The organism is Nonomuraea sp. NPDC004186 (genome assembly GCF_053603495.1).
In genome coordinates this window covers 45264-69437 of the sequence record NZ_JBSGFQ010000004.1, presented here as the reverse complement: position 1 = coordinate 69437, position 24174 = coordinate 45264, and the positions used below count along the sequence as shown (strand labels likewise).

Here is a 24174-nt window from a genome sequence, read left to right as displayed (position 1 = left end):
ATGTCGCGTTATCTGACCCGCCGGCTCGGCCAGGCCCTCCTGGTCGTGTCCGGCGTGGTCGTGCTCACGTTCGTCGTGATGCGGCTGGTGCCGGGGGATCCGGCGGTCGCGTTCGCCGGGCCGAAGGCCACGCCCGAGGAGCTCGCGGCGGCGCGCACGCGGTTCGGGCTCGACGACCCGATCCCCGTGCAGCTCCTCAACTACGTGCGCGACCTGCTCACCGGCGACTGGGGCGTCAGCCTGCGCACCCGGCAACCGGTGCTCGACGACCTCTACGTGGCGTTCCCCGCCTCGCTGGAGCTGGTCGGCACGGCCCTGCTCATCGCGGTCGTCGTGGGCATTCCGGTCGGAGTGCTCGCCGCCCGCTATAAGGCGAAATTTCCGGATCTGGGGGTTCGGGTCGGCAGCATGCTGGCCGTCTCCGTCCCCGTCTTCTGGCTGGCCCTGGCCCTCCAGACGGTCTTCGCCAGCAACCTCGGCTGGTTCCCGATCGCGGGCGAGTACGACTCCTCGCTCGACACCACCAGCCCGCTCACCCTCTGGACGAACATCACGATCGTCGACGCCCTCATCACCGGCAACTGGCCCATCTTCACCAGCACGCTCCAGCACCTGGTGCTGCCCGCGCTGGTCGTGGCCGCCTACCCCACGGGCGTGATCGCCCAGATGACCAGGGCGGCGCTCATCGAGGAGTCCGGCCAGGACCACACCAAGCTGGAGCGCGCGCTCGGCTTCGGCGAGACGTCCATCCTGACCAGGTTCGCCCTCAGGCCCGCCCTGAACCCGGTTCTGTCGCTGATCGCCCTGGTCTTCGCGTACGCGATCGTCAACGGCTTCCTCGTCGAGGCGGTCTTCAACTGGCCCGGGCTGGGCCGCTACGCCGCCGAGTCGATCAAGTCGCTGGACACCCCGGCCATCGCGGGGGTCACGCTCCTGGTGGCCCTGGTGTACGTGCTGGCCAACCTGGTCGTGGACATCCTCCAGGGCTTCGTCGACCCGCGAGCGAGGGCCCGATGACGAGCGTCGAGGCGCCGCTGCGGCGCACCTTCCTGCCCAGGATCCCCGACCGGTTCGCCGCGTTCGGGGCGGTGCTCATCGTGCTGGTCGTCCTGGCCGCGATCCTGGCGCCGTGGCTCGCGCCGTACCCGGTGGACCAGGTCAAGCCGCTGGAGAACCTGCAGCCGCCGAGCGCCGCGCACTGGTTCGGCACCGACCAGGTCGGCCGCGACGTGCTCACCAGAGTCCTGTACGGCGGCCGCACCTCCCTTTTCATCGCCGTGGCCGTGCTGGTCGTGTCGGCGGTGATCGGGGTCACGCTCGGCGTGGTCGCCGGGTACGCGGGCGGCTGGATCAGGGACGTGATCATGCGGATCACGGACATCTTCCTGGCCTTCCCCGCGCTGCTGCTCTCCCTGGCCCTGGCCGTGGTGCTCCAGCCCAGCGTGAACACGGTCATCCTGGCCATCGCCGTGACCTGGTGGCCCTGGTACACCCGGCTGGCGGCCTCCGTGGCGGCCTCGATCGCCACCCGCAGCTACGTGGACGCCGCCCGGTGCCTCGGCGTGCCCGCGCCGCTGATCATCCTCAGGCACGTCCTCCCGAACTCGCTCACGCCCGTCCTGGTCCAGCTCTCGCTCGACGCGGGCGGCGTGATCCTGACCTCGGCGGCGCTGTCGTACCTGGGGCTGGGAGCGCAGGAGCCGACGGCGGAGTGGGGGCTCATGGTGCAGCAGGGGCAGACGCTCTTCACCACGAACTGGTGGGTGGTCACGTTCCCCGGCCTGGCGATCCTGGTGACGGCGTTCGCGTTCAACGTCCTGGGCGAAGGGCTGCGCAACGCGCTGGACCCGCGAAGGGCGGTCAGATGATCGAGGTGCGCGACCTCCGGGTGCGCTACGGCGGGCGCGTCGTGGCCGACGTGCCGGAGCTGGACGTGCGCGAGGGCGAGTGCGTCGCGATCGTGGGGGAGAGCGGCTCGGGCAAGTCGACCACGCTGATGTCGCTGCTGGGCCTCACCCCAGATGCCGAAATTTCAGGTCATGTACGGGTGTGCGGCGTCGACGTGCTCACGGCGTCACCCCGCAGGCTCCGCGAGATCCGGGGCGCCAGGGTGGCACTCGTGATGCAGTCGCCGCAGGCGGCCCTCAGCCCGGCCACCCGCCTCGGCGTCCTGATGCGCCGCGCCCTCAAGCTCCACGGCGTCGGCAAGCCCGCGGGCCCACGCCCCCGCCCGAAGGACGGCACCCCTCCACAACCCGCAGCCGGGAAGGGACGGCTGGAGGAGATCATGGGGGAGGCCGTGGAAGCGGTCATGCTCGACCGCGAGATCCTGCGCCGCTACCCCCACGAGATCTCCGGCGGCCAGGCCCAGCGCTTCGCCATCGCGCTGGCCATCGCCCTGGGCGCCGAGGTGATCCTCGCCGACGAGCCCACGAGCGCGCTGGACGTGACCGTGCAGGCCGAGGTGGTCGGCGTCCTGCGCAGGCTGCGGGAGGAGCGGGGGCTGGCGCTCCTGCTCGTCTCCCACGACCTGGCCCTGGTCTCGACGATCGCCGACCGGGTGCTGGTCATGAAGGACGGCACGGTGGTGGAGTCGGGGCCGGCCGCGCGGGTGCTGGCCGAGCCGTCCCATCCGTACACGCGCGAGCTGCTGGAGGCGCTGCCGTGACCATGCTCAGGGCCGAGCGCGTGACGCTCGGCTACGGCCGCACCCCGGTCGTGCACGACGTGACCCTGGACATCACCGAGGGCGGCGTGGGGCTGATCGGGGAGAGCGGCTCGGGCAAGACGACCCTGGCGCGCGCGTTCCTGGGCCTCCTCACCCCCATGTCCGGAAATATCTGGTACGGCGACCAAACGCTGAAAAAAGCGGACATGCGGAAGTTCCGGAAAGACGTCCAGCCCGTGTTCCAGGCCGAGGCCCTCGACCCCAGGATGCGCATCGGCGCCTCCGTTGCCGAGGCCCTGCCGCGCGCCGCGCGAGGCCGGGTCAAGGACCTCCTCGAACAGGTCGGCCTGGACCCCGACCTGGCCACCCGCCGCCCTCACCAGCTCTCCGGCGGCCAGCGCCAGCGCGTGGTGATCGCCAGAGCCCTGGCGGTGGACCCCCGCCTGCTCATCCTGGACGAGCCCACCAGCGCGCTCGACGTCACCGTCCAGGCCAGGATCCTCGACCTGCTGGCCTCCCTCGACACCGAGCGCCTGCTCATCACCCACAACCTCGCCGTCGTGGACCGGCTGTGCCGCACCGCGCACGTGCTCTTCGCGGGCCGCGTCGTCGAGTCGGGGCCGACGGCCGAACTCCTCGCGAAGCCGGCCCACCCCTACACGCGGGCCCTGCGCGACGCCGTGCCGAAGCTGGGCGGCGCCCCGCCCGTGGCCAAGGGCAGGACGGAAGCCGTGCCCGCCCCGACCGGCTGCCCGTTCCGGCTCCGCTGCCCGCTGGCCGCGCCGGAGTGCGAGCGGCCGCCCGCGCTCAGGGACCTGGGCGGCCGCCAGGTCGCCTGCCACCGCGCCGAGGACGTGCTGCTCAGTTAGCGAGGCCCTTGAGGTAGGCGCAGAGGTCGCCCGAGAGCTTGTCCATCAGCCTGGACAGCTCCGCCCGGTCCTCCTCCGGCCAGTCCGTGAGCGCACCGTCGAACCACTCGATGGTCACCCGGCGGCACTTGCTCGCCACCTCGGCCCCCTCCTCGGTCAGCGCGATGCGCCAGGCCCTGCCGTCGTCGGGGTCGCGTACCCGCTCGACCAGCTCGCGCTGCTCCAGCGAGGCGACGTGCCTCGTCACGTGAGGGCTCTCCACCTGCAGTGCCTCGGCGATCGCGCCGATCCTGCGCGGCTCGGGCGCGTCCAGCAGGTGGACGAGGATCTTCACGTCGGGCCGGTCGAGCCGGACGCCGGCGGCCTCGGTCAGGCGCTCGTGCGTCTTGGCGCGGTTCAGCGCGTCCACCACTGAGCGGAACGCCGACACCGTCCTGTTGAGATCTTCGTCCATAACCGATTTGCTTACCTAACTTACGTATGTATTATCTTGCCCTGTTACTTACCTAACTTAGCTAAAGGAGCCGACATGGCGACAGTCGTCGCGTCCGCGGCACGTACGACGTCCACCAGAAGTCCGTGGCCCGGGGTGGTCGCGCTGGCCTTCGCGGCCTCCATCGCCGCACTTCAGAACACCGCCGTGGTCCCGTTGCTTCCCGTGCTGCAGCGGGAGCTGAACGCCCCGCTCTCGTCCGTGACCTGGACGCTCACGCTGAGCCTCCTGGTCGCGGCGGTGGCCACGCCGCTGTTGTCGCGCTTCGGCGACATGTACGGCAGGCGCCCCATGATCCTCGGCGCCCTGGGCCTCCTGGTGGTCGGCTCGATCATGGCCGCGCTGGCGCCCTCGCTGACCTGGTTGATGGTGGCGAGGGTGCTCCAGGGAGCCGTGGCCGCGCTGGTGCCGTTGTCGATCGGGGTGGCGCGCGACGTGCTGCCCAGGGAGCAGCTGGCCACCGGCATCGGGGTGATCAGCGCGACGATGGGGTTCGGGAGCGGCGGCGGGATGATCCTGGCCGGGCTCGCGTCCGGTGACTTCCACCTGGTCTTCTGGATCACGGCCGGCATCTCGCTGGGGGCCGTCGCGATCGTGGCCCTGCTCGTGAAGGACAGCGCCCCGGCGGGTCCCAAGGGCCGTCCCGACCTGGCCGGCGCGGCGCTGCTGGCCGCCTGGCTGGTCGCGCTCCTGCTGGGCATCAGCGAGGGCGGCTCGTGGGGCTGGACCTCGCCGGGCGTGCTCGGCCTGTTCGCCGCCGCGGCGGCGCTGGCGGCGGTCTGGGTCGCGGTCGAGCGCCGGGTGGCCGAGCCGCTGGTGGAGATGGCGATGCTGGTCCACCGGGGCACGGTCGGCGCGACGGTGGCCTCGATGCTGCTCGGGTTCTCGTTCTTCACCCTCATGACGGGTACGTCCAGCTTCGCCCAGGTGCCGACGGAGACCGGTTACGGTTTCGGCGCCTCCACCCTCCAGGTGGGCTTCTTCCTGCTGCCGAGCACGATCTTCATGCTGGTCATCTCGCTGTTCGCGGGCCGGATCATGCGCCGCTTCCAGGCCTCGTCCATGGTGGCGGCGGGGTCGGCGGTCACGGGCCTGGCGGGGCTGTGGCTCGTGGTCGCGCACACCAGCCCGGCCCACCTGTACGTGGCGACCTCACTGATGGGCATCGGCCTCGGCGTCGGCTACGCGGCGCTGGGCACCATGGCCGTGGAGCACGTGGACCCGGGCAAGACGGCCCTCGCGGCAGGCGTGAACGCGCTCGTACGCATCGTCGGCGGCAGCACGGCCGGCGCGGCCATCGCCGCCATCCTGGCCGCCCAGCCGGGCGTGGGCGGCTACCAGTGGGTCTTCGGGACGGCAGCCGTGGCCGGGGCCACGGCCGCGCTCTTCGCGGCCGTGTACGGGCGGCTCAACCGCGCGACGGTCACAGCGCCTTCAGGCCGCTGATCACCTCGAGCAGCACCTTCGCGTCGGGCGCGGGGGGCGGGTGCTCGACCTGCACGAGCTGCTGCGCGTGCAGGTCACCGACCAGCACCCGTACCACGCCGATGGGCAGGTTCAGCTCGGCCGCGACGTCCACGAGCCGGGTCGGTTTGGTGCACTTCTGCATGATGATCAGATGCTCGGGGCCCAGGCCCATCGGCGGCGCCAGGCCACCGGCCGTGATGATCACCGCGATGAGGTCGATGGCCTCGCTCGCGGGGACCGTACGGCCCCGGGTCAGTAGGTAGGCCGGGACGATAGGACCGGCGTCCTCGTCCAGCCAGCGTTCGTCACTCACTTCGCACCACCCGCATGGGTCGAGCGGGTTCCTTCACGTGGGCCTCCGGTTCGGGCTCTGCCACGTGCTCTTCCGGGATCAACACGATCGCGGTGGTCCCTCCATATGGTGAACCGCGTAACGTCACGCGGATGTCGTGCCTGGCGGCCAGGCGGGAGACGACGAAAAGGCCGAGCCGGTCGCTGTCGGCCAGGTCGAACTCCGGTGGGCTGGCCAGCCGCTCGTTGAGTTCGGCCAGCTCCTCTGCGCTCATCCCGAGCCCGCGGTCCTCGACCTCGAAGGTGAAGCCGCGGGCCGCCACCTCGCCGCGCACGATGACCGGAGTGTGCTTCGGCGAGTAGACGGTGGCGTTCTCGATGAGCTCGGCGATCAGGTGGATCACGTCGCCGACCACGGGTCCGGCCAGGCGCTGGCCGGACATCGGCTCGACGGTGACCCGCTGGTAGTCCTCCACCTCGGCCGACGCGCCGCGGGCCACGTCGAGCAGCGGCACCGGCCGGCTCCAGCCGCGGCCGGGGGTGGCGCCCGACAGGATGATCAGGCCCTCGGCGTGGCGGCGCATGCGGGTGGTCAGGTGGTCGAGCTTGAACAGGTCGTCCAGCGCGTCGGGGTCGGTGGCCCGGTGCTGCATGTCCTGCAGCTGGATGCGCTGGCGGTGCAGCAGGGTCTGGCTGCGCCTGGCCAGGTTGCGGAACACGTGCCCGACGCCCTCGCTGAGCTGCGCCTGGCCGACCGCGGCCTCGACGGCCGTCTGCTGGACGGTGGAGAACGCCTGGCCCACGTCGTCGATCTCGACCGTGGTGCTCGCCACGGACAGCTCCGGCATCTCGACCTTCTCGCCCTTGCGGAGCTTGGCGACCACGTGGGGGAGCCGTTCCTGGGCCACCTCCAGCGCGGCCAGCCGGAGCGCGCCCAGCTCCTTCGACAGCCGGTTGCCCATGCGCAGCGAGAACGCGATCGACACGACCACCAGCCCCAGCGTCGCGCCCGCCAGCAGGAGCGCCCGGGACAGCACCTGGTCGGCGATCGGCTCGGTCCGCGTGTTCAGCACCGCGCTGGCCCGCATCAGCGCTTCCTGGAACGACTTGGACAGCCCCTCTGTGAGGGTGAGCCAGCTCCGCGGCGCCTTCCCGGCGATGATCTGGTCCTCCATGATCCGCAGCCGTTGGTAGGCGGGGGAGGTGATCAGCGCCACCTGCTGGTCGCGCAGGCTCGGGTCGAGCTCGTTGAGCGACTGGTCGACCAGGAAGCGCCGGTTGCCGACGAGTTCCGTGAACAGCCGGCGCTCGGCGGGCTGGGTCGGCCCGAACGCGACGGCCTGTTCCCTGGTCAGCAGCTCCTTGGCGTACCCGAGGTCGATGACGATGCGCGACTGCTCGTAGATCGGGATGTCGTCGATCAGCGCGACCCGCTTGTGCAGGCCGAAGAGCGTGTCGTTGATCGCGCTGTAGGCCTCGACGGTGTGCAGACGGTCGGACAGGCCCGTGTCGATCTCGCCTCGGATCGCATCGAGCCTGTCGAGTTGCGTGTACACCGCGTCCACCTGTGTGCGGATCTCTTCCGATCGGTCCTTGGATGTGCTGGAGAGCTGCCTGAACGCGTCACTGGCGGCATCGGTGCGGGTGCGCTGCGCGGCGACGGCGGACTTCTCCCCCGAGTTGCGCAGGAGCCTGGCCGAGACTAGACGTTCACGCTGGATCTCGCTGATCAGTTTGTACGCGGGAAGACGGAGGTTCGTCCAGAGTGTCTTGTATTGACGCAGCTCCAAGCTCTCGGTGGCGGTGACGGCGGTAATGACCCCCCACAAGACCACCATGGAGGCCAGTGGCACGAGTAGTAGTCCGATGATCTTCATGCGGATCGTTCGGCTACGACCCATGACACCTCATTCCGGTCGGTCCCCTGCTGGCAACCCCGGACGGGACAAGCCCAGAGAATAGCAATTGGATCATCAAAATGCCCAATTTTTCGGGACTTTTGGACACCTGGGCCTTGATCCATCGATCTTGGAGTAGGTTTCCCGAGTACATCGCCGACAGAGGGAGATGCGTTGCGCCGTCGTCTCGCAGCGGCCGCCGCGCTCTTACTCCTCGCGGCCTGCTCGCCGCCTCCGGAGCCCCCGCAGGCGCCGTCCGGGCAGTCCCCGTTCGTCTACGTCGAGAACCTGGACATCGTCACCGAGTGGGACCCCTCCAAGTCCTACTCCAACGAGATCGTCGCCCTCCAGAACATCTACGAGACGCTCACCTTCTGGAACCCGGTCACCAAGAAGTCCAGCCCCAGGCTGGCCACGTCGTGGCGCTCGTCGCCCGACGGCCGGACGTGGACGTTCAACCTCCGCCCCGGGGTGACCTTCCACACCGGCAGGCCCCTGGACGCCGCGGCGGTCAAGTCGTCGGTCGAGCGCACCATGAGCGCCAAGGCGGGCGCCTCCTACATCTGGGACGCCGTCTCGTCCATCAGGATCGACGGGCCCACGACGGTGACGTTCGCGCTGAAGTACCCGGTCCCGCTGGACCTGGTGGCCTCCTCCACGTACGCGGCCTACATCTACGACACGCAGGCGGCGCCCGACCTCGGGAAGTTCTTCGCGTCGGGCAGGGACGCGGGCTCGGGGCCGTACACGGTGACGAAGTGGCAGAAGGGCAAGGAGGACGAGCTCACGCTCAGCGCGTACGACAAGTACTGGGGAGGGTGGGGCCGGCCGCACTACAACACGGTGAAGTTCCGCGTCGTGCCCGATCCCGACAGGGCGTGGCGAATGCTGCAGCGCGGCGAGGTGAGCTTCGTGGCGCGGCTGAACCCGCGCCTGTTCGCCGCCGCCTCGACCGCGCCGGGCGTGCGCACCTCCGAGCGGGCCTCGTTCCAGACGGCGATGCTGCTGTTCAACACCGCGAACGGCCCCATGAAGGACATACGCGTGCGCCGCGCGGTGCAGAAGGCCGTCGACTACCAGGGCCTGGTCAAGGACCTGAAGGGCGCGGTTTCACCGGCCAGCGGCATCATCCCCGAAGGGCTCATGGGGTACGTGCCGGGCCGCGTCCCCCGGCAGGACCTGGCGGGCGCGGCTCAGCTGCTGAACAGGGCGGGGTTCGGCCCCGGCGGCCGGCCGCTCCGGCTGCGGCTGACGTACGGGGAGGGTGACACCGACTGGCACCTGCTCGCCACGAAGCTCACCGCCGCCCTCAAATCGCTCAACGTGACGATCGACGCCCGGGCGATGCCCTGGAACGCCCAGTGGGAGCAGGGCAAGAAGCGCGGCCAGGACATCTTCGTCATGTACTGGTGGCCCGACTACGCCGACGGCTACTCCTACTTCGGCAACGTCTTCCACAGCGGGAACCCGCCCGTGTTCAACCTGGCCTACCTGCGCGACCAGGGCCTGGACGCGCTGCTCGACACCGTGCCTGAGCTGACCGTGACAGACCGGCCGGCGGCGCAGCGGGTGTACGAGCAGGCCACGAAGCGGGTGCTCGACCAGCGGGCGGCCGCGGCGATGCCATGGGTGGTCAACTACCAGCGGGCCTACCAGGGCGCGGTGCAGGGCTACAACGACAACCCGGCCTACCCGGACGTGGTCTTCGTCTACGACCTACGCCCCTCGGGCTGATTGCTGTGTTCATGGCCTCACTTCGTGAGGCGCTCCCTCGACGATCCTTTCGCGCAGCCGGGCCTTGATCTCCTCGGGCGTGTAGGCCCGGCGGCGGCGCTCGGCGCGCGCGATCACCACTCCCGTGGCCGCCACGCCCATGATTCCCGCCAGACCGAGCATCTTCCACCAGCGCATGTGCCTAGGCTAACGGTGTGCTGACTCTCGACGAGGCCGTAAGGGTGACGAGGACCGGCGATCTGTGGATTTTCCGCGGGCGCTCGGTCCCCGACCGCGCCATCCAGACGATGACCAACAGCCCGGTCAACCACGTGGGCATGGCGATCGTGGTCGAGGACCTGCCGCCGATGATGTGGCACGCCGAGCTGGGCAAGTCGCTGATCGACCTGTGGTCGGGCACGCACCAGCGCGGGGTGCAGCTGCACGACCTGCGCGACGCGGTGACCACGTGGGTCGGCCGCTACGGCCAGCGGCCCTGGCTGCGCCAGCTCGAGCCGGAGGCGACGCCCGAGATGGAGGACGCGGCCCTGCGCACGGTGGCCCGGCTCGACGGCACCCCGTTCCCCTCCACCGCCCGCCTGGCCGCCCGCTGGGCCAGGGGACGGCTGCCGCGACGGCGCCGCCGCCAGGAGACGCTGGAGAGCGCGTACTGCGCCGAGGTGGTGGCGGTCACGTACGAGGAGATGGGCCTGCTGCCCGGCGGTCGCCGGCCCAACTGGTACGACCCGGGGAAGTTCTGGAGCGGCGACGACCTGGAGCTGCTGATGGAGCGCCGGCTCGGCAACGAGATCACCGTGGGCGTCGAACGTCCGTGAGCTACGGCTCCGCGCCGGCCACGACGGCCAGCAGCGCGTCCGCGTGGCACTCCTGATCAGGGTCGCACCAGCAGGCCAGGTCCTTGCCGCGTAGCTCGCGGCGGGCCCGCTCGACGAGCTCGGGGTGCTCGCGGAGGTGGGCCAGGTAGAGCTCGATCACCTGGGACCGCTGGTGGACCCGGCCGCCGCAGACCCGGCAGCCCTTCTCCGACAGGCTGTGCGGGTTGGCGAACGGGCTGCGCCGGTGACCGGGGAACTCGCGCCCGACGTACTCGGCGCCCTCGGGCACGCGGCCGTGGAACCGGTCGCCCTCGACCTTGACGCGGTGTGCCATGGGTTTTCAGACCTCCGCCGCGGCGGCCACGTTCATGCGCGCGATCTCCGGCGGCTCATTTCGCGAAGGCCAGCTGGTCGTTCTCGCGGGACACGACGGTCAGGACGAACGGCTGTCCCGGGCCCCCGGGAAAGGTGATCCGGATCCGGTCGGCTCCCTGGCGCTCCCAGTGGCCGACGATCTTCCTGGGCCGGTCGTCCGGCCCGGGAAGCCACTCGACGAAGGTGCCGTCGGAGTGGAACTCCATCCCGCGCCGGGGCCGCCGCGAAGGCCGGAACGCGAAATCGTCCGGCCGGTACACCGCCATCGCGTCGGTGTCCTCCTCGTAGGAGTGCGTCCAGGCTCCGACGACGTCCGGCGCTTCCTCGTTCATCATGATGATGCTCATCGGACCTGGCGGTTCCCGGCCACCACGTTCAGCGCCGCGCGGGTGTCCTTCAGCACCTCCTGGAGCAGCTGCTCCAGGTCGCGCTGCGAACCGTTGCCGGTGAGCCGCGTCTCGGCGGGGGAGGCGACGCCCGCGGGGATCCGCTCCTCGGCGCGCGCGGCCAGCTGCGGGACCAGGAAGGACGCCCGCGGGCCCTCCAGGCAGGCGTTCATCCGCGTCGACTGACCGCTGGTGAACATCATCATGCCGGCGTCGTCGGTGTAGTCCATGTAGTTCACGAACATGTCGCCATTGGGACCGTTGTTGCACGAAATATGGGGAAATGTCGGTATTCCGGTGTTGTTGCCGGCCTGGTTCGGGGTGTCGGCCACCTTGTCGTCGCCGCTGCATCCCTCGCCGTCGTCGCCCCAGATGTGGAAGAGGTTCAGCCAGTGGCCGACCTCGTGCGTCGTGGTCCGGCCCAGGTGGAACGGCGGCGCGGCGGTGCCCGTGCTGCCGAACGCGGAGTGGCGGATGACGACGCCGTCCGTGTCCGGCGGCCCGCCGGGGAACTGCGCGTAGCCGAGCAACCCGCCCGTCAGCTGGCACACCCAGATGTTGAGGTACTGGTCGCTGGGCCACGGGGCGGCGCCGCCGCCGGCGCTCGACTTCACCAGGTCGTCGAAGGTGAAGCCCATCCGATGGGTCTCCACGCGGACGATCCCGTCCGTCGGCTCCCCGTTCGGGCCGCGGCTCGCGAGGTGGAACTCGACCATCGTGTCCGCCACCAGCGACCTCCAGACGGGCGGCACCTTCGTCACGTCGGGATTGGCGGCCCGGAAGTCCTGGTTGAGGATCTCGATCTGGCTGTGGATCTGGTCGGCGCCGATGTTCTGCTCGGGGCGGGCCGGGTTGTGGACGACGTGCACGACGACGGGGATGCTGATCACGCCGACGCGGCTGACCATGCGGGTGCCGAGCCTGTACTGCGTGGCCTGGTTCTCGATGGACGCCCGCCGCGCGCGGTAGGACATGCTCTCGTTGAGCAGCCGGCGGTGCACGGGCATGGTGCCGCACAGGTCTCGCGTGAGCGGTTCGGAAAACTCTGACTCGTCCATCATGATTTCCCCCCAGAAGTGAAGCGAGAGAGGCCGCCCGGCCGGATCGCGGAAGAAGGGCAGACCGCGATCCGGCCGGTCGGACGCTGATGCACTCGTACCGCGAACCGCCCGGTCGAAAGCCCAAAGGAGTGCAAGGCTTCCGGCTCGGATCCACGCGCACGCCGCTCCCCCGTCCTGACCGGGAGCGGCCGGACCGCCGTTATGCTCGGGCCCGATGGACATCCGCGTGCTGGGCCCGGTCGAGGTCTACGACGGCGACGTCGAGATCCCGATCGACGGAGCGCAGCAGCAGTGCGTGCTCGGCCTGCTCGCCGCGCACCTCGGCGCGTACGTGCCGGTGGACCGGCTGATCGAGGCGCTGTGGGAGCGCGACCCGCCCAAGACCGCCAGGACCATCGTCCAGCTCAAGGTGTCGCAGCTGCGCAAGACCCTGGGCGGGCGCATCGCGAGCACCACGGCGGGCTACGCGCTCGCCGTACCGGAGGAAGAGGTCGATCTCGGGCGATTCCGCACGCTCGCCGCGCAGGGGCGAGCAGCACAGCCGCGGGACGCCGCCGGCGCGTGGGAGCGGGCGCTGGGGCTGTGGCGCGGGCAGCCGCTGCAAGGGCTCGGCACCGACTGGGTCGAGCGGCGGGTGCGCCGCCCGCTGCTGCGCGAGCGGTGGGACCTGCTGGAGGAGCACGCCGCCGCGCTGATCGAGCTGGGCCGGCACCGCGAGGTGCCCGCGCTGCTGCAGGAGCTCAGGGACGAGGAGCCGCTCAGGGAGACGCCGCACGCGCTGGCCATGACAGCGCTGTGGCACGACGGGCGGCCGGCGGAGGCGCTGGAGCTGTTCCACGACGTGCAGCGGCTGCTGGCGGGCGAGCTGGGCGTCGATCCCGGGCCGCGGCTGCGGGACCTGCACCAGCGCATCGTCGAGGGCCACCGGCCCGTGGTGCCGCGCCAGCTCCCCAGGGACGTCCCCTGCTTCGTCGGCAGGCAGGCCGAGGCCGAGCGCCTGAGGCATCTGCTGCACGGCGGCCGCGTGGCCGTGGTGACCGGCGCGGCCGGCATCGGGAAGTCGGCGCTGGCCGTGCACGTCGGCCACCAGGTGGCCGCCGAGTACCCCGACGGCCGGCTTCACGTCGACCTCAACGGCTATGGCCAGGGCGAGCCGCTGCCGCCCGAGCGGGTGCTGCCCCGCCTGCTCGGAGCCCTCGGCGTGCCCGCCCCCAGCGGCGCCGCCGAGCAGCTCGACCTCTACCGCTCGACGACGGCCACCAGGCGCGTGCTGGTCGTCCTCGACAACGCCGCCCACGCCGAGCACGTACGCCCGCTGCTGCCCGGCGGCTCCTCCAGCGCGGTCATCGTCACCAGCCGCGACACACTGCGCGGCCTGGCCCTGCAGGGCGCGCAGACCGTACGGCTGGGCACGCTCACCCCTGGCGAGTCCCGCGACCTGCTGGCCGACCTCGTCGGCCCGGACCTGATCCAGGCCGACCCGGCGGCGGCCACCGAGCTGGCCGAGCTCTGCGGCCACCTGCCGCTGGCGCTGGCCATCGCGGGTGCGAACCTCATCGGCCGGGCCGGCCTGCGCGAATACCTCGCGGAGCTCCTCGACGACCGCCTGAACACGCTGGCCGTCGAAGGCGACGCGCAGGCGACCGTGGCCACGGCCTTCGCCGGCTCGTACGCGGCGCTGACGCCGGACGCCCAGGTGCTGTTCCGGCGGTTCGGGCTGGTCCCCGGCTGCGACTTCACCGCGAGTTCGGCCGCCAGGCTCGCCGGTACGGACCCCGGCACGGCCAAGCGGCTCCTGGCCAGGCTCGCCTCGGCCCACCTGGTCGAGGAGCACGCGCCGGGCCGCTACCGCCTGCACGACCTGGTCCGCCTCTACGCCCGCGAACACTGCACGGACGCCGCCGACGACCCGGCCCCGTTGCACGCGTACTACCTGCACACCGCGCGGGCCGTCGCGCCGCTGCTGGCGCCCTCCATCGAGCTGCTCCCGCTGACGGGCGAGGACCCGCCGCGCGACGCGGAGGAGTTCGCCGACGCCGACGCGGCGCGCGCCTGGTTCCAGGCCGAGCAGCACAACCTGCTCACCGTGATCGACCACGCCCGCGGCAGGCTGCTCTGGCGGCTGGCCGAGACCCTGCGCGCCTTCATGTACGGCGCCTACCAGCCCGACGTGATCATCACCGCGGCCCGCCGCGGCCTGGCCGCCGCCGAGCGGGCGGACGACCGCGCCGGCCAGGCCAGCATGCACCACACGCTGGCCAACGCCATGTTCGCGCTGAACGAGCCGCGGCCGGCCGTCCGGCACTACGAGATCGCCTCCGACCTCTATGAGGAGGTCGGCTGGGGTACCGGCACGCTGCTCACGCTGACCAACCTCGCGGTGGCACGCTCCAGCCTCGGGGATCTCCAGCAGAGCCTGGAGAGCCAGGAGCGGATCATCCGGCTGTGGGAGAAGTTCGAGCCGTCCACGAAGCTGGCCGTGACCCTGGAGAACTACGCCATCAAGCTCCTGTGGGCCGGGCGTCCCCGCGAGGCGCTGGACCGGCAGCTCCGGGCCGTCCGGATCAGGGAGGAGCTCGGCGGGCAGCCGCCCTGGCAGGCCAGGGCGTACACCATCCTCGGCGACATCCGCGTGGCGCTGGGCGAGCTCGCGCCGGCTGTCGAGGACTTCGAGCGGGCGCTGGCCGTCGCCAAGGACCTCCAGCTCGCCGCGACGCTGTCCAGCGTGGCCTTCGCGCACCACCTGCGCGGCGACGGCGCCCGTGCCGCCGAACTGGCGCGGCGGGCCGTGGACATAACCCGGGCGCGCCCGCCGGCCCACGAGCACGAGGAGGCGCGCAGCACGCTCGCCCGCGTGGACGAGTCGCTCGACCTCGGCGAGCGCGTCGGCATGCTCAACGAGGTGCTGGCCGTCTACCGGGACCGCACCTACCCCTACCTGGAGTCCCGGGCCCGGGTGTGGCTGGCCGAGGTGCTGGTGGACGGCGGCCGGTGGGACGAGGCCGCCACCGTGGCCGGGCAGGCGCGCGAGGCGGCCGTGCGGTACGGGCTGCGGCTGCTCGAAGGCCAGGCGCTCACGCTGCTCGCCCGGCTCCACGTACGGGATGGCTCGGCGGGCGAGGGGCGCGACTGCGCCAGGCGGGCTCTGGAGGTGCACCGGGAGTTCGGCCACCGCCTCGACGAGGCCGCAGCCCTGGCGGTGCTCGACGAGGCCTGACCCGCCTCACCGGCGACCGGCGATGGCCCGCGGCTCTGCGCCAGGCCTGACCCGGCTCACGGGCGGGGCGGCCCCGCAGCTCCGCACTAGGCCTGACCCGGGTCAGGGTGGGCCGGCCAGCAGGGTCGCGAACGTGGCCTGAAGCTCCGCTCCGGGATCCACGCCGAGCTGGTCGGCCAGCAGCCGGCGGGTGCGTTCGTACAGCTCGAGGGCCTCGGCCTGCCTCCCGAGCCGGTAGAAGGCCGTCATCAGCAGCGACACCAGCCGTTCCCGCTGCGGATCGGCCGTCACGCTCGCGCGCAGCGGCGCCACCGCGAGCTCCGGCCGACCAGTCCTGAGCCGCCTGCGGGCCAGCTCCTCGACGGCGGCCAGCCGCGCCTCGTCCAGCTCGACCGCCGCCACCTCCAGCGCCTTGCCGCCCCCCGAGCCACCCAGCGCCGGGCCGCGCCACAGAGCCAGCGCCTTGTCCAGCAGATCGGCCCCGGCCTCGTCGCCGAGGCCCGCCGCCTCGGCGGCCAGGCGGCGAAAGCGCAGCGCGTCGACGCGCTCGGGGTCGGCACGCAGCACGTACCCCGAGGCGTCCCGTTCCAGGCGCACGCCCGGCAACGTCCGGCGCAGCCGGTAGACGTGTCCCTGCACGGTCATCCGCGCGCTGTCCGGGGGAGTTCCCTCCCATACGGCGTCGACCAGCCGCTCCACCGGGACCGGACGGTTCAGGTCCAGCAGCAGCGCGGCCAGTACGTAACGACGCTTACGCGGCCCGATCTCCAGGCGGCGTCCCCCGACACAGGCGTCGATGGACCCGAGCAGGCAGTACTCCAAGTGATCCATCTGTCCCAGGATGCCCGGAACCGCTAAAACCCCGCTAAAGACGGCGGCGGCGTACTCGCACCAACAGAACGCCAACGGGCTCTGCCAGGGTCTTTCACTCACGATCCACGCCTACACAGGAAGAGACCCAAGTTGATCACGAAGAAGGCCGCGATCGCCGTGCTGGCCGGCTCGCTCCTGGCGGGCCCGGTGGCCGCCGTCGCCCTGACGCAGCCGGGCGCGGCCACCATCACCGGCGCCATCACCGGCACCCACACCGCAGCCGCGAAGGACCGGCTCGGGCCCGGCGAGTGGCTGCTGCCCGGGCAGTCGCTGACCTCGGAGGGCGGCCGGTTCAAGCTCGTCCAGCAGGCGGAGGGGAACCTGGTGTTCTACGAGGGCACCAAGGCGCTGTGGACCTCGCCCACCTCGGGCAAGCCCGGCGCCCGCGCGACCATGCAGAAGGAGGGCAACCTCGTCGTCTACGGCGCCGACAACAAGCCGCTGTGGTCCACGCCGACCGCCGGCAACCCCGGCGCGTACCTGCTGCTGCCCAAGGAGAGCGGCAACCTGGTGATCTACAGCCGGGACAACCGGCCGCTGTGGTCGTCCAAGGCGTACATCGGCAAGCTGCCCTCGGGGCACGTGCTCCGGCCGGGGCAGGCGGTGCAGTCGAGCAACGGCCGCTACCGGCTGATCCAGCAGGACGAGGGCAACGCGGTGCTGTACGACGGGCAGCGCAGCCTGTTCACCACGCCGACGGCCGGTCACCCCGGCGCCCGGTCGATCATGCAGGCGGAGGGCAACTGGGTGGTGGTGGACAGCGGCAACAAGGCCCTGTGGACCACCAAGACGGCCGGCAACCCGGGGGCTTGGCTGGCGGTCAGCGATGACGGGCGGATCATCATCTACTCCCGCGACAACAGGCCTCTCTGGACCAGCCGCTGACCTGATCCCGGTCTCGCCGCCTTCTGGGGGTCTGTCCGGCGGTCACGGGTTTTCCCATCCGATGGCCCAGAAGGCGGCGTAACGGCGCCCGGCCCCGCACACCTCGTGACCGTCTCCCTGGACAGGGCCCGGCCACGTGCGGGGGGTGGGTTGCCCGCCGTAAGCGTAAAGGCTGGAGGAGAGCACCACGTGCGGCGGGTGGACGGGCCGCCGTGAGCGGAGAAGCTGGAGGAGAGCACCACGTGCGGCGGGTCGGTGGCCCGCCGTGAGTGGGAAAGCCGGATCTCCGGAAGAGTGGCAGGCTGGAAGGATGCGCCTAGCCACGTGGAACGTGAACTCCGTCAAGGCCCGGCTGCCCCGCCTGCTCGAATGGCTCGCCGAGGCGAAACCCGACATCCTCTGCCTCCAGGAGACCAAATGCTCCGCGCAGGCGTTCCCCACGGCGGAGGTAGCAGAGCTGGGGTACGCCGCCGCGGCCCACGGCGACGGCCGGTGGAACGGCGTGGCGCTCCTCTCCAGGGTCGGCCTCGACGACGTGACCCGCGGCTTCCCCGGCGAGCTGAACGGCGTGGAAGCCGTGGCCCCGGAGGCCCGCGCCATCGCCGCCACCTGCGCGGGGCTGCGCGTCTGGTCCCTGTACGCGCCGAACGGCCGCACCGTGGACTCCCCGCACTACGCGTACAAGCTCGCCTGGTTCGCGGCGCTCCGGGACGCGCTGGCGGCCGAGACGGCCATGCCGCTGGCGGTGTGCGGCGACTACAACGTCGCCCCCACGGACGCCGACGTCTGGGACCCGGCGCTGTTCGTCGGCGCGACCCACGTCACCCCCGCCGAACGCCGGGCCCTCGCCGACCTGCGAGCCCTGGGGCTGCACGACGTGGTGCCGACGCCGATGAAGGGCCCGCACCCGTTCACGTACTGGGATTACCGGGCCGGGATGTTCCACCAGAACATGGGCATGCGCATCGACCTGGTCTACGCGAGCGCGGACGTCGCCGGGCGGGTGCGGTCGGCGTACGTCGACCGCGAGGCCCGCAAGGGCAAGGGCCCTTCCGACCACGCCCCGATCGTCGTTGATCTCGGACCATAATTCAAATCACAAACCGCGTCCGTCCGAGTATCCTGTTTTCTCAAATGTCTCGGGGGATTGAGTAGCTTCACGGCCCACAGGGGGGATCTCCGTGGAACCTGCAGACGGTCGCGTCATTCTATTCATCATCATCGCTCTCGCCGTGTTCGCCCTCGGCCGCCGCTTCCAGACGATGATCATCATGCGTCAGGTGTGGAAGCAGAGCGCCAAGCAGGTCACAGCCAGGAAGGCGGTCGCGAACAGCGCCGCCAAGGCCATGATCGGCATCAGTTTGCTCGCGATATTCGTGGTCTGGCTGGTGCTCAACCTCAACCGCGTAATGTGAAAAGCAATCAATGGCTGATTACCGCGCAATTGCGCGGCCGTCCGCAATCCTCCCGATGGCCTATTTGCGGCGATTTCGCAGGGCCCAAGCCGTCAGCACGGCCGCTCCGGCGGCGGCCAGGCTGACGGCGCGCGTAAGACGTACCGCACGGCGGATGTCCTTGACGTCGGGCTCGGGCCCGTCACCCATGGTGGGCCGGTGCTCGGTCCTGCCCTGGTAGACGTTCGTGCCGCCCAGGGTGACGCCGAGCGCTCCGGCGAAGGCGGCCTCGCACCTGCCGGCGTTCGGGCTGGGGTGCCGGTGGCCGTCCCGCCTGAGCACCGCCAGCGCGCGGCCGGGGTCCGGCCCGGTCAGGACCGTGAGCAGCCCCGTCACCCTGGCCGGTACGTAGTTCGCCACGTCGTCGAGCCTGGCCGCCGCCCAGCCGAACCGTTCGTAGCGGGGGGAGTGGTGGCCGACCATGGCGTCCAGCGTGTTGATCGCCCGGTACGCCAGCAGCCCCGGCACGCCCGCCACCGCACCCCAGAGGAGCGGGGCCACGACGGCGTCGGAGGTGTTCTCGGCCAGCGACTCGACCGTGGCCCTGGCGAGTTCCTTGGCCTCGAGGTGGGAGGGGTCGCGGCCGCAGAGGTGGGGGAGGCGGGCCCTGGCCCGTTCCAGGTCGCCGCCTTCGAGGGCGTCCGCCATGTACTCGCCCTCGCGGGCGAGCGTGGTGCCGCCGAGCACGGCCCAGGTGGCGACGGCTGTGACGGCCGTACGGGCGTGGGGGATCCGCTGGGCGAGCACTCCGAGCGCGGTCGCGCCGCCGACGCAGATGGCGACATGTGCGACTCCGTGCGCCTTCTTGTCCGCGTACAGGGACTTCTCCACCCTCGCGGCGACACGCCCGAAGACCGCGACCGGATGGGCGGCGCTCCGCGGGTCGGCGATCAGCCGGTCGAGGGCCACCCCGAGGGCGATCCCCAGCGGGTCACACCAGATGGGCATGGAGCTCGTCTTCGTGTACGTCCAGCCAGGCCGCCGCGCGGCGGATGCGCTCGCCAGCGCCGCCCGCCCACATCTTCGCCCAGTTGCCGCCCGCCGAGGCGCGGGTGCGCATGACGTCGTAGGAGCGGTGGAAGCGGAGCCTGGCCAGTTCGAGGAGGCGGCGGCGGTCGCGGGGCGGCACGCCGTACGCGTCGCAGAACAGCCTCAGCCGCTCGCCCACGTCGAGGTTGCGGAGCAGCGGGGACCGGTCCACGGGGTCGGCGATGGGAGCCCAGTGGCGGAGCGTGGTGACGATGTCGAACAGCCGCGTGGTGGGGCGGGCCAGATCGAAGTCGATCAGCGCGTGGGGCCTGCCCTCGCGAAATATCACGTTGGCTGGCGTTAAATCACAATGTCCGATGATTTCTGGCGCTTTGTCATCATTCGATCCGCCTTCCCACCCCTCCAGGGACAGCGGGAACCCGACGGTCGCGTCATGAAATTCCCGAAGCAACACCGCAAGCCCGGCCAGCGCCTCATCACTCACGCACTCAAGCCGCAACCCGGTCGTACCGGGCAGATACGTCAGGATCTCCCGCCCGAGCCCGTCCATCCCCACCACCCGCGGCGCCCCTCCGAACCCACGGGCCTCGAGGTGCCGGAGCAGGGCGTGCACGGCGGGTGTCGACGTACTGGCCGGTCTACGCACGGTGTCACCGACCCGCACCACCCCGTCAGTCACGTCCCCGCCCTGCAACGGAATCTCATGCAGGAGCGTCGCGACCATGCCACGAGAGCTTAGACCCTTTTGCCCCACCCCCGCCCACCCTTTCCTCCAGCTCCAACCTTCCACCCACCCTCCACAACAATCTCCCCCACCCCTCCCCACCAGGCGCCCCCTCTTGCCCCTCCACCCACCGCACCAACCACCCGCCCCATCCCCACAGCCACCTGCTCCTGCGCCGCGGGCTCCTGCGCCGCGGGGTGCTGCGCGGCTGGGCGCCGTGCTGTGGGGACCTGTGCTGCAGGGGCCCTGTGCGGCCAGGCGCTATCGCGCGGGCCCCTGGGCCACGGGGTCCTGCGCAGCCGGGCACCGTGTCGTGGGGTCCTGTGCCGCGGGGTTCTGTGCGGCCAGGCGCTGTCGCACGGGGTGCCGCGTTACGGGGTCCTACGCGACCGGACGCTGTGCCGCGGGGCGCAGCACCGCAGAGTCCTATGAGGCTGGGTCTTCAACGCCACCGCCGGCGCGATGCTCGGCGAGAACTCCTTCGACCTCCTCCCCAAACCCCTGGCGGAGGCGTTCGGCGTACCCCCGCCGATGCTGATCGTCGCCCCAGTGTTCCCACCCATCCCTATCGCCGAACACTAGATGACCATGCCCGATGCCCACGTCGCCCGCCACCACGTCACCCACCACGTCACCTGTCCCCACGCCGATGTCGGCCTCCCCACCGACGCTCCAATCGCCCCCAGCCACCGGACGGCCCCGCGCCCAGACGTACACCTCCCCGAGGCTGGCCGCAGCGACAGGATTAACCGCTCACGACTTCCCGAACGGTCACATTCCTCTACGACACGCCCGCCGCCGCATCCCGACCTTCCTGCTCCTGGACGCGTCGCTCCCCTGGCCTCCCTCATCACCATCCCGGACAGCACCCGGAGCGCCTACCCCGGTCTTTTAGCCGGTTTCCTCCCGTATCTGGCCACCTCCGATATCGTCCCAGAGGCCCCCACACCCTGCTCGGCCACTGGTTCGACCCTGACTCCTACCACCTTGGGGGCGCTGTTCATGGTGGGTGTGATCGGCCTGACAGACTGACACGAGGAAAACGTGTGCGTGACATGTCGCCGGATCATGCACAATAAGGCGGGAGCGCCCTTAGCTCAGCTGGATAGAGCACCGGACTTCTAATCCGACGGTCGCAGGTTCGAATCCTGCAGGGCGCGCTTTGATCATGTCCTGACCTGTGGTTATGCGGGATCGGATGCGTTCTAGAATTTTCGTCTAGCGGTTGCGTGCTCCATGCGTGCTCGCGCGCACCAACCCCGCACACACCATGATCAACATCGGCCTTCTGGGGCTACCTTGGCAAAGGAAACGGCCCCGTCCCGCCGTGCGAATACGGCGATCACGGGGCCGGTTCCTGATGTAGCGGGTCAGGCCCGCAGCGGGATCACCTCTCCCGGCTCCTCCGGGTCCTCCTCCTCGGCGAGCAGCAGGGCTGCGGTCTTCTCCGCGGCCGCCATCGCCACCTCGGGGAAGACCGAGGTGTAGGTGTCGGCCGTGAAGGAACTGGAGGTGTGCCCCAGCGTCTCCTGCACGACCTTCATCTCTACCCCGGCGGCCAGCATCAGCGAGGCTGCGCCGTGGCGGAGATCATGGAGACGGACGGGCGGTAGGCCGGCGAGGTAGGCCAGCCACAGGAACTGGTCGGTGACGTGCTGGGGATGCAGCCGATCTCCATCCGGTTGGGTGAAGACGAACCCGGTGTCCTTCCACGCCTCGCCAGTGGCCAGTCGTTCCTGGAGTTGCCGCTGCCGGTGGGTACGCAGGGTTGTGGCGGTTTCGGCGTCCAGGGCGATGGTGCGTACCGAGGCGTCGGTCTTGGGCGTGCCTTCGTGGACCTGCCCGGCCAACTGCACCAGTTGCCAATTGATCGTGATGGTCTGGCTGTCGAGGTTTACTTCCTTCCAGCGCAGCCCGCACGCCTCTCCCCGGCGCAGCCCGCGCAAAGCGATCAGCCGATACAGGGCGAAGAGGCGGTGCCGCTGGGCCTCTTCCAGGAACAGCCGAGTCTGAGCCGGCGTCCAGACCATCACCCGCGAAGGCCGGGGCGTGCTGGTGTAGGCGTCGACCGGATCCACCCGCCTCCCGCCACGGCACCGCTTCTCTGCACGCAGGCGCTCGTGGAAGGCGACCTGCCAGTCCTGAACCCGGTCGTCGGTCCACACCAACGCTTTGGGCCGGGTCTTGGCCGGCAACTCCAGCACGGCGGCGGGGTTGAAGTCGAGCAGCCGGTCTTGCCGGATGGCCATGTTCAGGGCGTGCCGCAGGGTGGCGCGGATGCTGTGCATGGTGGCGACGCTGACCGGACGCCGATACTTGACGCTGGCCCGCACGCTCGGGTCAGGGCTGGCGCGGCGTTCGGCGATAGCGTCGTTGAACTCTTCGATCTGCTCGAACATCACCGCGATGTCGCTGACCTTGAGCCGATCCAACGCCAGCCGCCCAAGATAGGGGCTCAGGTACAGGCGGATGTGACCCTCATAGGAACGCCGGGTACTCTCCTCGATCTTCCGCTTACGCTGCAGAAACTCCTCCAGCCACTGCTCCACGGTGATCTCCTGGCTCAGGTCCAGCCCGGTTTTGACCTTGCGGCGGACCGCCTCCATGTTGGGCAGCGTCTTGGTCTCGGCCAGCGTGCGCTTGATCAGATCGGCGATCTGGGCGCGGGTGGCGGGCTCACGCGGCCCGGCCAACGCCAACAGGGCCCGTACCTGGGCGAGTTCAGCTTCGGCATCGTCTTGGCTGGTGAAGCCGCCGCGCCGGAGCGGGCCGCGGCGCTTGCCGTCGGGGGTGGGTGGCAGTTCGATCTGGTAGTGCCAGATGCCGTGCCGGTGGTTCCAGCCGCCGCTGGGGCGGCGCAGCTTGGGGCATTTCTGCCCGAGTTCCTTGCCGTCACCGTCGCGGCAGGAGCAGCGTTTGAACGTGCTGCCTTCAGCCATCGGTTGTCCTGTCCTCCTCGATGATGGTGTGATCGCCGAGCAGCGCGAGCAGGGCGGCGGTGGGCACCAGGTACCTTCTGCCGGCGCGGATGATCCGGCAGGGGAACTGGCCGTCCCTGGCGAGCTGGTAGGCCGTGGTGCGTCCCAATCCGAGCGCCCCTCCCGCGGTGACCACGTCGACCACAGCCGGCAGTTGCTGGATCTCGGCCAACGTCAACGCGCGCCTCATCGCCGGCCTCCAGGCCGACAAGGGCGCGCGACTGCCGTGGGCCCGCCTGGCACGAGCACGGATGGGGCGGTGCGGGTGATCGGGTGAGCGTGATGCCCACCGTCGCCCACTGCCCCGGGTGCGGTGCCGGGCACGACGTATCGACGCCCACCTCGGCGGCGGCACTCAAGCCCGATTCGATCGCCGCTACGGGAGCCACGCATCGCATGGCGCTGTGAGGCGCCGCGACGATGATGAGCAGCCCGTCGGGGGCGCCAGCGTGGATCGGGAGGTTGTGCGCTCGGGGATGGTTGCGCACGGCGGATAAGCGAAAACAAGCCCCATCTGGTGACCGGCCCTGACCTGAGGTGCTCAGCAGACTCTTGATCGCGTTGAGCCAGCCGAGGCGAGCCGCTCGGCGGCGCATGCCAGGGCCTGTTCTGGCTGAGGTCGTTGGGCCTGATGGGCGTGGTGGATGACGGACTTCGAAGGGTGATGTGGTTGGGTCGTGTCATGGTGATGTGGCCCGATCATCCGAGTCACCTGCTTCCTGTCACTGTTTAAATACCTGTCTCCAGGCGCGAATCCGGACACGAGTGCAGGTAAAGAACGGACAAGATCGCGCTCCGTAACCCGGTGTATCTCTTTACGGCGGCCTGCTGCTGCCCATGTACTCCGTTACAGCCCGAGACTACGTATCTCATTCGCCGGCGCCTGGTGGTGCCTCACAACCACCGATCACCTCATAGATCGGGGCGGGTTGAGCGTTCGACTCGCAGGCGCCCTTGACGCTAACAAGAGGGCTCGCATTAGGAGAGCTCCAGTCG

Annotated in this window: 23 protein-coding genes and 1 tRNA gene; 12 read left to right on the top strand and 12 right to left on the bottom strand. The window is 70.6% G+C overall.

Going from position 1 to position 24174, the window contains the following annotated elements:
• Genes ACWEPL_RS04540 through ACWEPL_RS04525 form a run of 4 tightly spaced genes read left to right on the top strand, consistent with a single transcriptional unit; the run spans position 1 to position 3537 of the window.
• Positions 1-1017 (top strand): ABC transporter permease, encoded by a 1017-nt coding sequence (locus ACWEPL_RS04540; protein ID WP_350728085.1) that lies wholly within the window; start codon positions 1-3, stop codon positions 1015-1017.
• A complete protein-coding gene (locus tag ACWEPL_RS04535; protein WP_452435206.1) occupies positions 1014-1868 on the top strand; it encodes an ABC transporter permease in 855 nt (284 codons plus the stop codon). The genes ACWEPL_RS04540 and ACWEPL_RS04535 overlap by 4 nt, the downstream gene beginning before the upstream one ends.
• Positions 1865-2668 (top strand): ATP-binding cassette domain-containing protein, encoded by an 804-nt coding sequence (locus ACWEPL_RS04530; protein WP_452435205.1) that lies wholly within the window; start codon positions 1865-1867, stop codon positions 2666-2668. Before ACWEPL_RS04535 ends, ACWEPL_RS04530 begins: the two co-directional genes overlap by 4 nt.
• Positions 2669-2670: 2 nt before the next feature.
• On the top strand, positions 2671-3537 hold the full coding sequence (locus ACWEPL_RS04525; RefSeq protein ID WP_452435284.1) for an ABC transporter ATP-binding protein: 867 nt from the start codon (positions 2671-2673) through the stop codon (positions 3535-3537).
• Here ACWEPL_RS04525 and ACWEPL_RS04520 read toward each other — a convergent pair.
• On the bottom strand, positions 3530-3991 hold the full coding sequence (locus tag ACWEPL_RS04520; RefSeq protein WP_452435204.1) for a MarR family winged helix-turn-helix transcriptional regulator: 462 nt from the start codon (positions 3989-3991) through the stop codon (positions 3530-3532). The genes ACWEPL_RS04525 and ACWEPL_RS04520 overlap by 8 nt on opposite strands.
• Before the next feature lie 75 nt (positions 3992-4066).
• Between ACWEPL_RS04520 and ACWEPL_RS04515 the strand changes: the two genes are divergently transcribed.
• Positions 4067-5476, top strand: a complete 1410-nt coding sequence (locus ACWEPL_RS04515; protein ID WP_452435203.1) for an MFS transporter — start codon at positions 4067-4069, stop codon at positions 5474-5476.
• On the opposite strand, the gene ACWEPL_RS04510 is transcribed toward ACWEPL_RS04515, so the two are convergent.
• Together ACWEPL_RS04510 and ACWEPL_RS04505 are read right to left on the bottom strand one after the other, a co-directional pair.
• Positions 5454-5810, bottom strand: coding sequence for a DUF742 domain-containing protein (locus ACWEPL_RS04510; protein ID WP_185067699.1), 357 nt, complete (start codon positions 5808-5810; stop codon positions 5454-5456). The genes ACWEPL_RS04515 and ACWEPL_RS04510 overlap by 23 nt on opposite strands.
• A complete protein-coding gene (locus tag ACWEPL_RS04505) occupies positions 5803-7689 on the bottom strand; it encodes a sensor histidine kinase (protein ID WP_452435202.1) in 1887 nt (628 codons plus the stop codon). Before ACWEPL_RS04505 ends, ACWEPL_RS04510 begins: the two co-directional genes overlap by 8 nt.
• Positions 7690-7860: 171 nt before the next feature.
• On the opposite strand from ACWEPL_RS04505, the gene ACWEPL_RS04500 reads away from it, so the two are divergent.
• Positions 7861-9420 carry an ABC transporter substrate-binding protein gene (locus ACWEPL_RS04500; RefSeq protein ID WP_452435201.1) on the top strand — a complete coding sequence of 520 codons (1560 nt, stop codon included), beginning with the start codon at positions 7861-7863 and terminating at the stop codon, positions 9418-9420.
• Positions 9421-9429: 9 nt separating this feature from the next.
• Here the strand turns inward: ACWEPL_RS04500 and ACWEPL_RS04495 are convergent, their stop codons facing one another.
• Positions 9430-9597: a hypothetical protein gene (locus tag ACWEPL_RS04495; RefSeq protein ID WP_363981999.1), complete on the bottom strand. Its 168-nt coding sequence runs from the start codon at positions 9595-9597 to the stop codon at positions 9430-9432.
• 20 nt (positions 9598-9617) lie between these two features.
• On the opposite strand from ACWEPL_RS04495, the gene ACWEPL_RS04490 reads away from it, so the two are divergent.
• Positions 9618-10235 carry a hypothetical protein gene (locus ACWEPL_RS04490; protein WP_350728296.1) on the top strand — a complete coding sequence of 206 codons (618 nt, stop codon included), beginning with the start codon at positions 9618-9620 and terminating at the stop codon, positions 10233-10235.
• Position 10236: 1 nt separating this feature from the next.
• On the opposite strand, the gene ACWEPL_RS04485 is transcribed toward ACWEPL_RS04490, so the two are convergent.
• From ACWEPL_RS04485 to ACWEPL_RS04475, 3 genes are read right to left on the bottom strand one after another with little or no spacing between them, the layout of a single operon-like run.
• The gene (locus ACWEPL_RS04485; protein WP_350728078.1) at positions 10237-10569 is read right to left on the bottom strand and encodes a DUF4326 domain-containing protein; all 333 of its coding nucleotides are present in this window, start codon (positions 10567-10569) and stop codon (positions 10237-10239) included.
• Between the two features lie 55 nt (positions 10570-10624).
• Positions 10625-10957, bottom strand: a complete 333-nt coding sequence (locus ACWEPL_RS04480) for a hypothetical protein (RefSeq protein WP_452435200.1) — start codon at positions 10955-10957, stop codon at positions 10625-10627.
• Positions 10954-12057 (bottom strand): zinc metalloprotease, encoded by a 1104-nt coding sequence (locus ACWEPL_RS04475; RefSeq protein ID WP_452435199.1) that lies wholly within the window; start codon positions 12055-12057, stop codon positions 10954-10956. The genes ACWEPL_RS04480 and ACWEPL_RS04475 overlap by 4 nt, the downstream gene beginning before the upstream one ends.
• Positions 12058-12271: 214 nt before the next feature.
• On the opposite strand from ACWEPL_RS04475, the gene ACWEPL_RS04470 reads away from it, so the two are divergent.
• Positions 12272-15274, top strand: coding sequence for a BTAD domain-containing putative transcriptional regulator (locus ACWEPL_RS04470; protein ID WP_452435198.1), 3003 nt, complete (start codon positions 12272-12274; stop codon positions 15272-15274).
• Positions 15275-15376: 102 nt separating this feature from the next.
• On the opposite strand, the gene ACWEPL_RS04465 is transcribed toward ACWEPL_RS04470, so the two are convergent.
• Positions 15377-16105: an AfsR/SARP family transcriptional regulator gene (locus tag ACWEPL_RS04465; RefSeq protein WP_452435197.1), complete on the bottom strand. Its 729-nt coding sequence runs from the start codon at positions 16103-16105 to the stop codon at positions 15377-15379.
• Positions 16106-16237: 132 nt separating this feature from the next.
• On the opposite strand from ACWEPL_RS04465, the gene ACWEPL_RS04460 reads away from it, so the two are divergent.
• The 3 genes from ACWEPL_RS04460 to ACWEPL_RS04450 all read left to right on the top strand — a co-directional run bounded on the left by ACWEPL_RS04460 (position 16238) and on the right by ACWEPL_RS04450 (position 18447).
• Positions 16238-17032, top strand: a complete 795-nt coding sequence (locus tag ACWEPL_RS04460) for a hypothetical protein (protein WP_452435196.1) — start codon at positions 16238-16240, stop codon at positions 17030-17032.
• 310 nt (positions 17033-17342) lie between these two features.
• Positions 17343-18122 (top strand): exodeoxyribonuclease III, encoded by a 780-nt coding sequence (locus ACWEPL_RS04455; RefSeq protein ID WP_452435195.1) that lies wholly within the window; start codon positions 17343-17345, stop codon positions 18120-18122.
• Positions 18123-18213: 91 nt separating this feature from the next.
• Positions 18214-18447 carry a hypothetical protein gene (locus ACWEPL_RS04450; RefSeq protein WP_350728071.1) on the top strand — a complete coding sequence of 78 codons (234 nt, stop codon included), beginning with the start codon at positions 18214-18216 and terminating at the stop codon, positions 18445-18447.
• A gap of 60 nt (positions 18448-18507) precedes the next feature.
• On the opposite strand, the gene ACWEPL_RS04445 is transcribed toward ACWEPL_RS04450, so the two are convergent.
• Positions 18508-19434, bottom strand: coding sequence for a cobalamin biosynthesis protein (locus ACWEPL_RS04445; RefSeq protein WP_452435194.1), 927 nt, complete (start codon positions 19432-19434; stop codon positions 18508-18510).
• On the bottom strand, positions 19418-20200 hold the full coding sequence (locus ACWEPL_RS04440; RefSeq protein ID WP_452435193.1) for a phosphotransferase: 783 nt from the start codon (positions 20198-20200) through the stop codon (positions 19418-19420). Before ACWEPL_RS04440 ends, ACWEPL_RS04445 begins: the two co-directional genes overlap by 17 nt.
• Before the next feature lie 1086 nt (positions 20201-21286).
• Between ACWEPL_RS04440 and ACWEPL_RS04435 the strand changes: the two genes are divergently transcribed.
• Positions 21287-21360: transfer RNA gene (locus ACWEPL_RS04435), tRNA-Arg, on the top strand.
• Positions 21361-21570: 210 nt separating this feature from the next.
• Here the strand turns inward: ACWEPL_RS04435 and ACWEPL_RS04430 are convergent.
• Positions 21571-23139, bottom strand: coding sequence for a tyrosine-type recombinase/integrase (locus ACWEPL_RS04430; protein ID WP_452435192.1), 1569 nt, complete (start codon positions 23137-23139; stop codon positions 21571-21573).
• Positions 23132-23368 carry a helix-turn-helix transcriptional regulator gene (locus ACWEPL_RS04425; protein ID WP_452435191.1) on the bottom strand — a complete coding sequence of 79 codons (237 nt, stop codon included), beginning with the start codon at positions 23366-23368 and terminating at the stop codon, positions 23132-23134. Before ACWEPL_RS04425 ends, ACWEPL_RS04430 begins: the two co-directional genes overlap by 8 nt.
• Between the last annotated feature and the right edge of the window lie 806 nt (positions 23369-24174).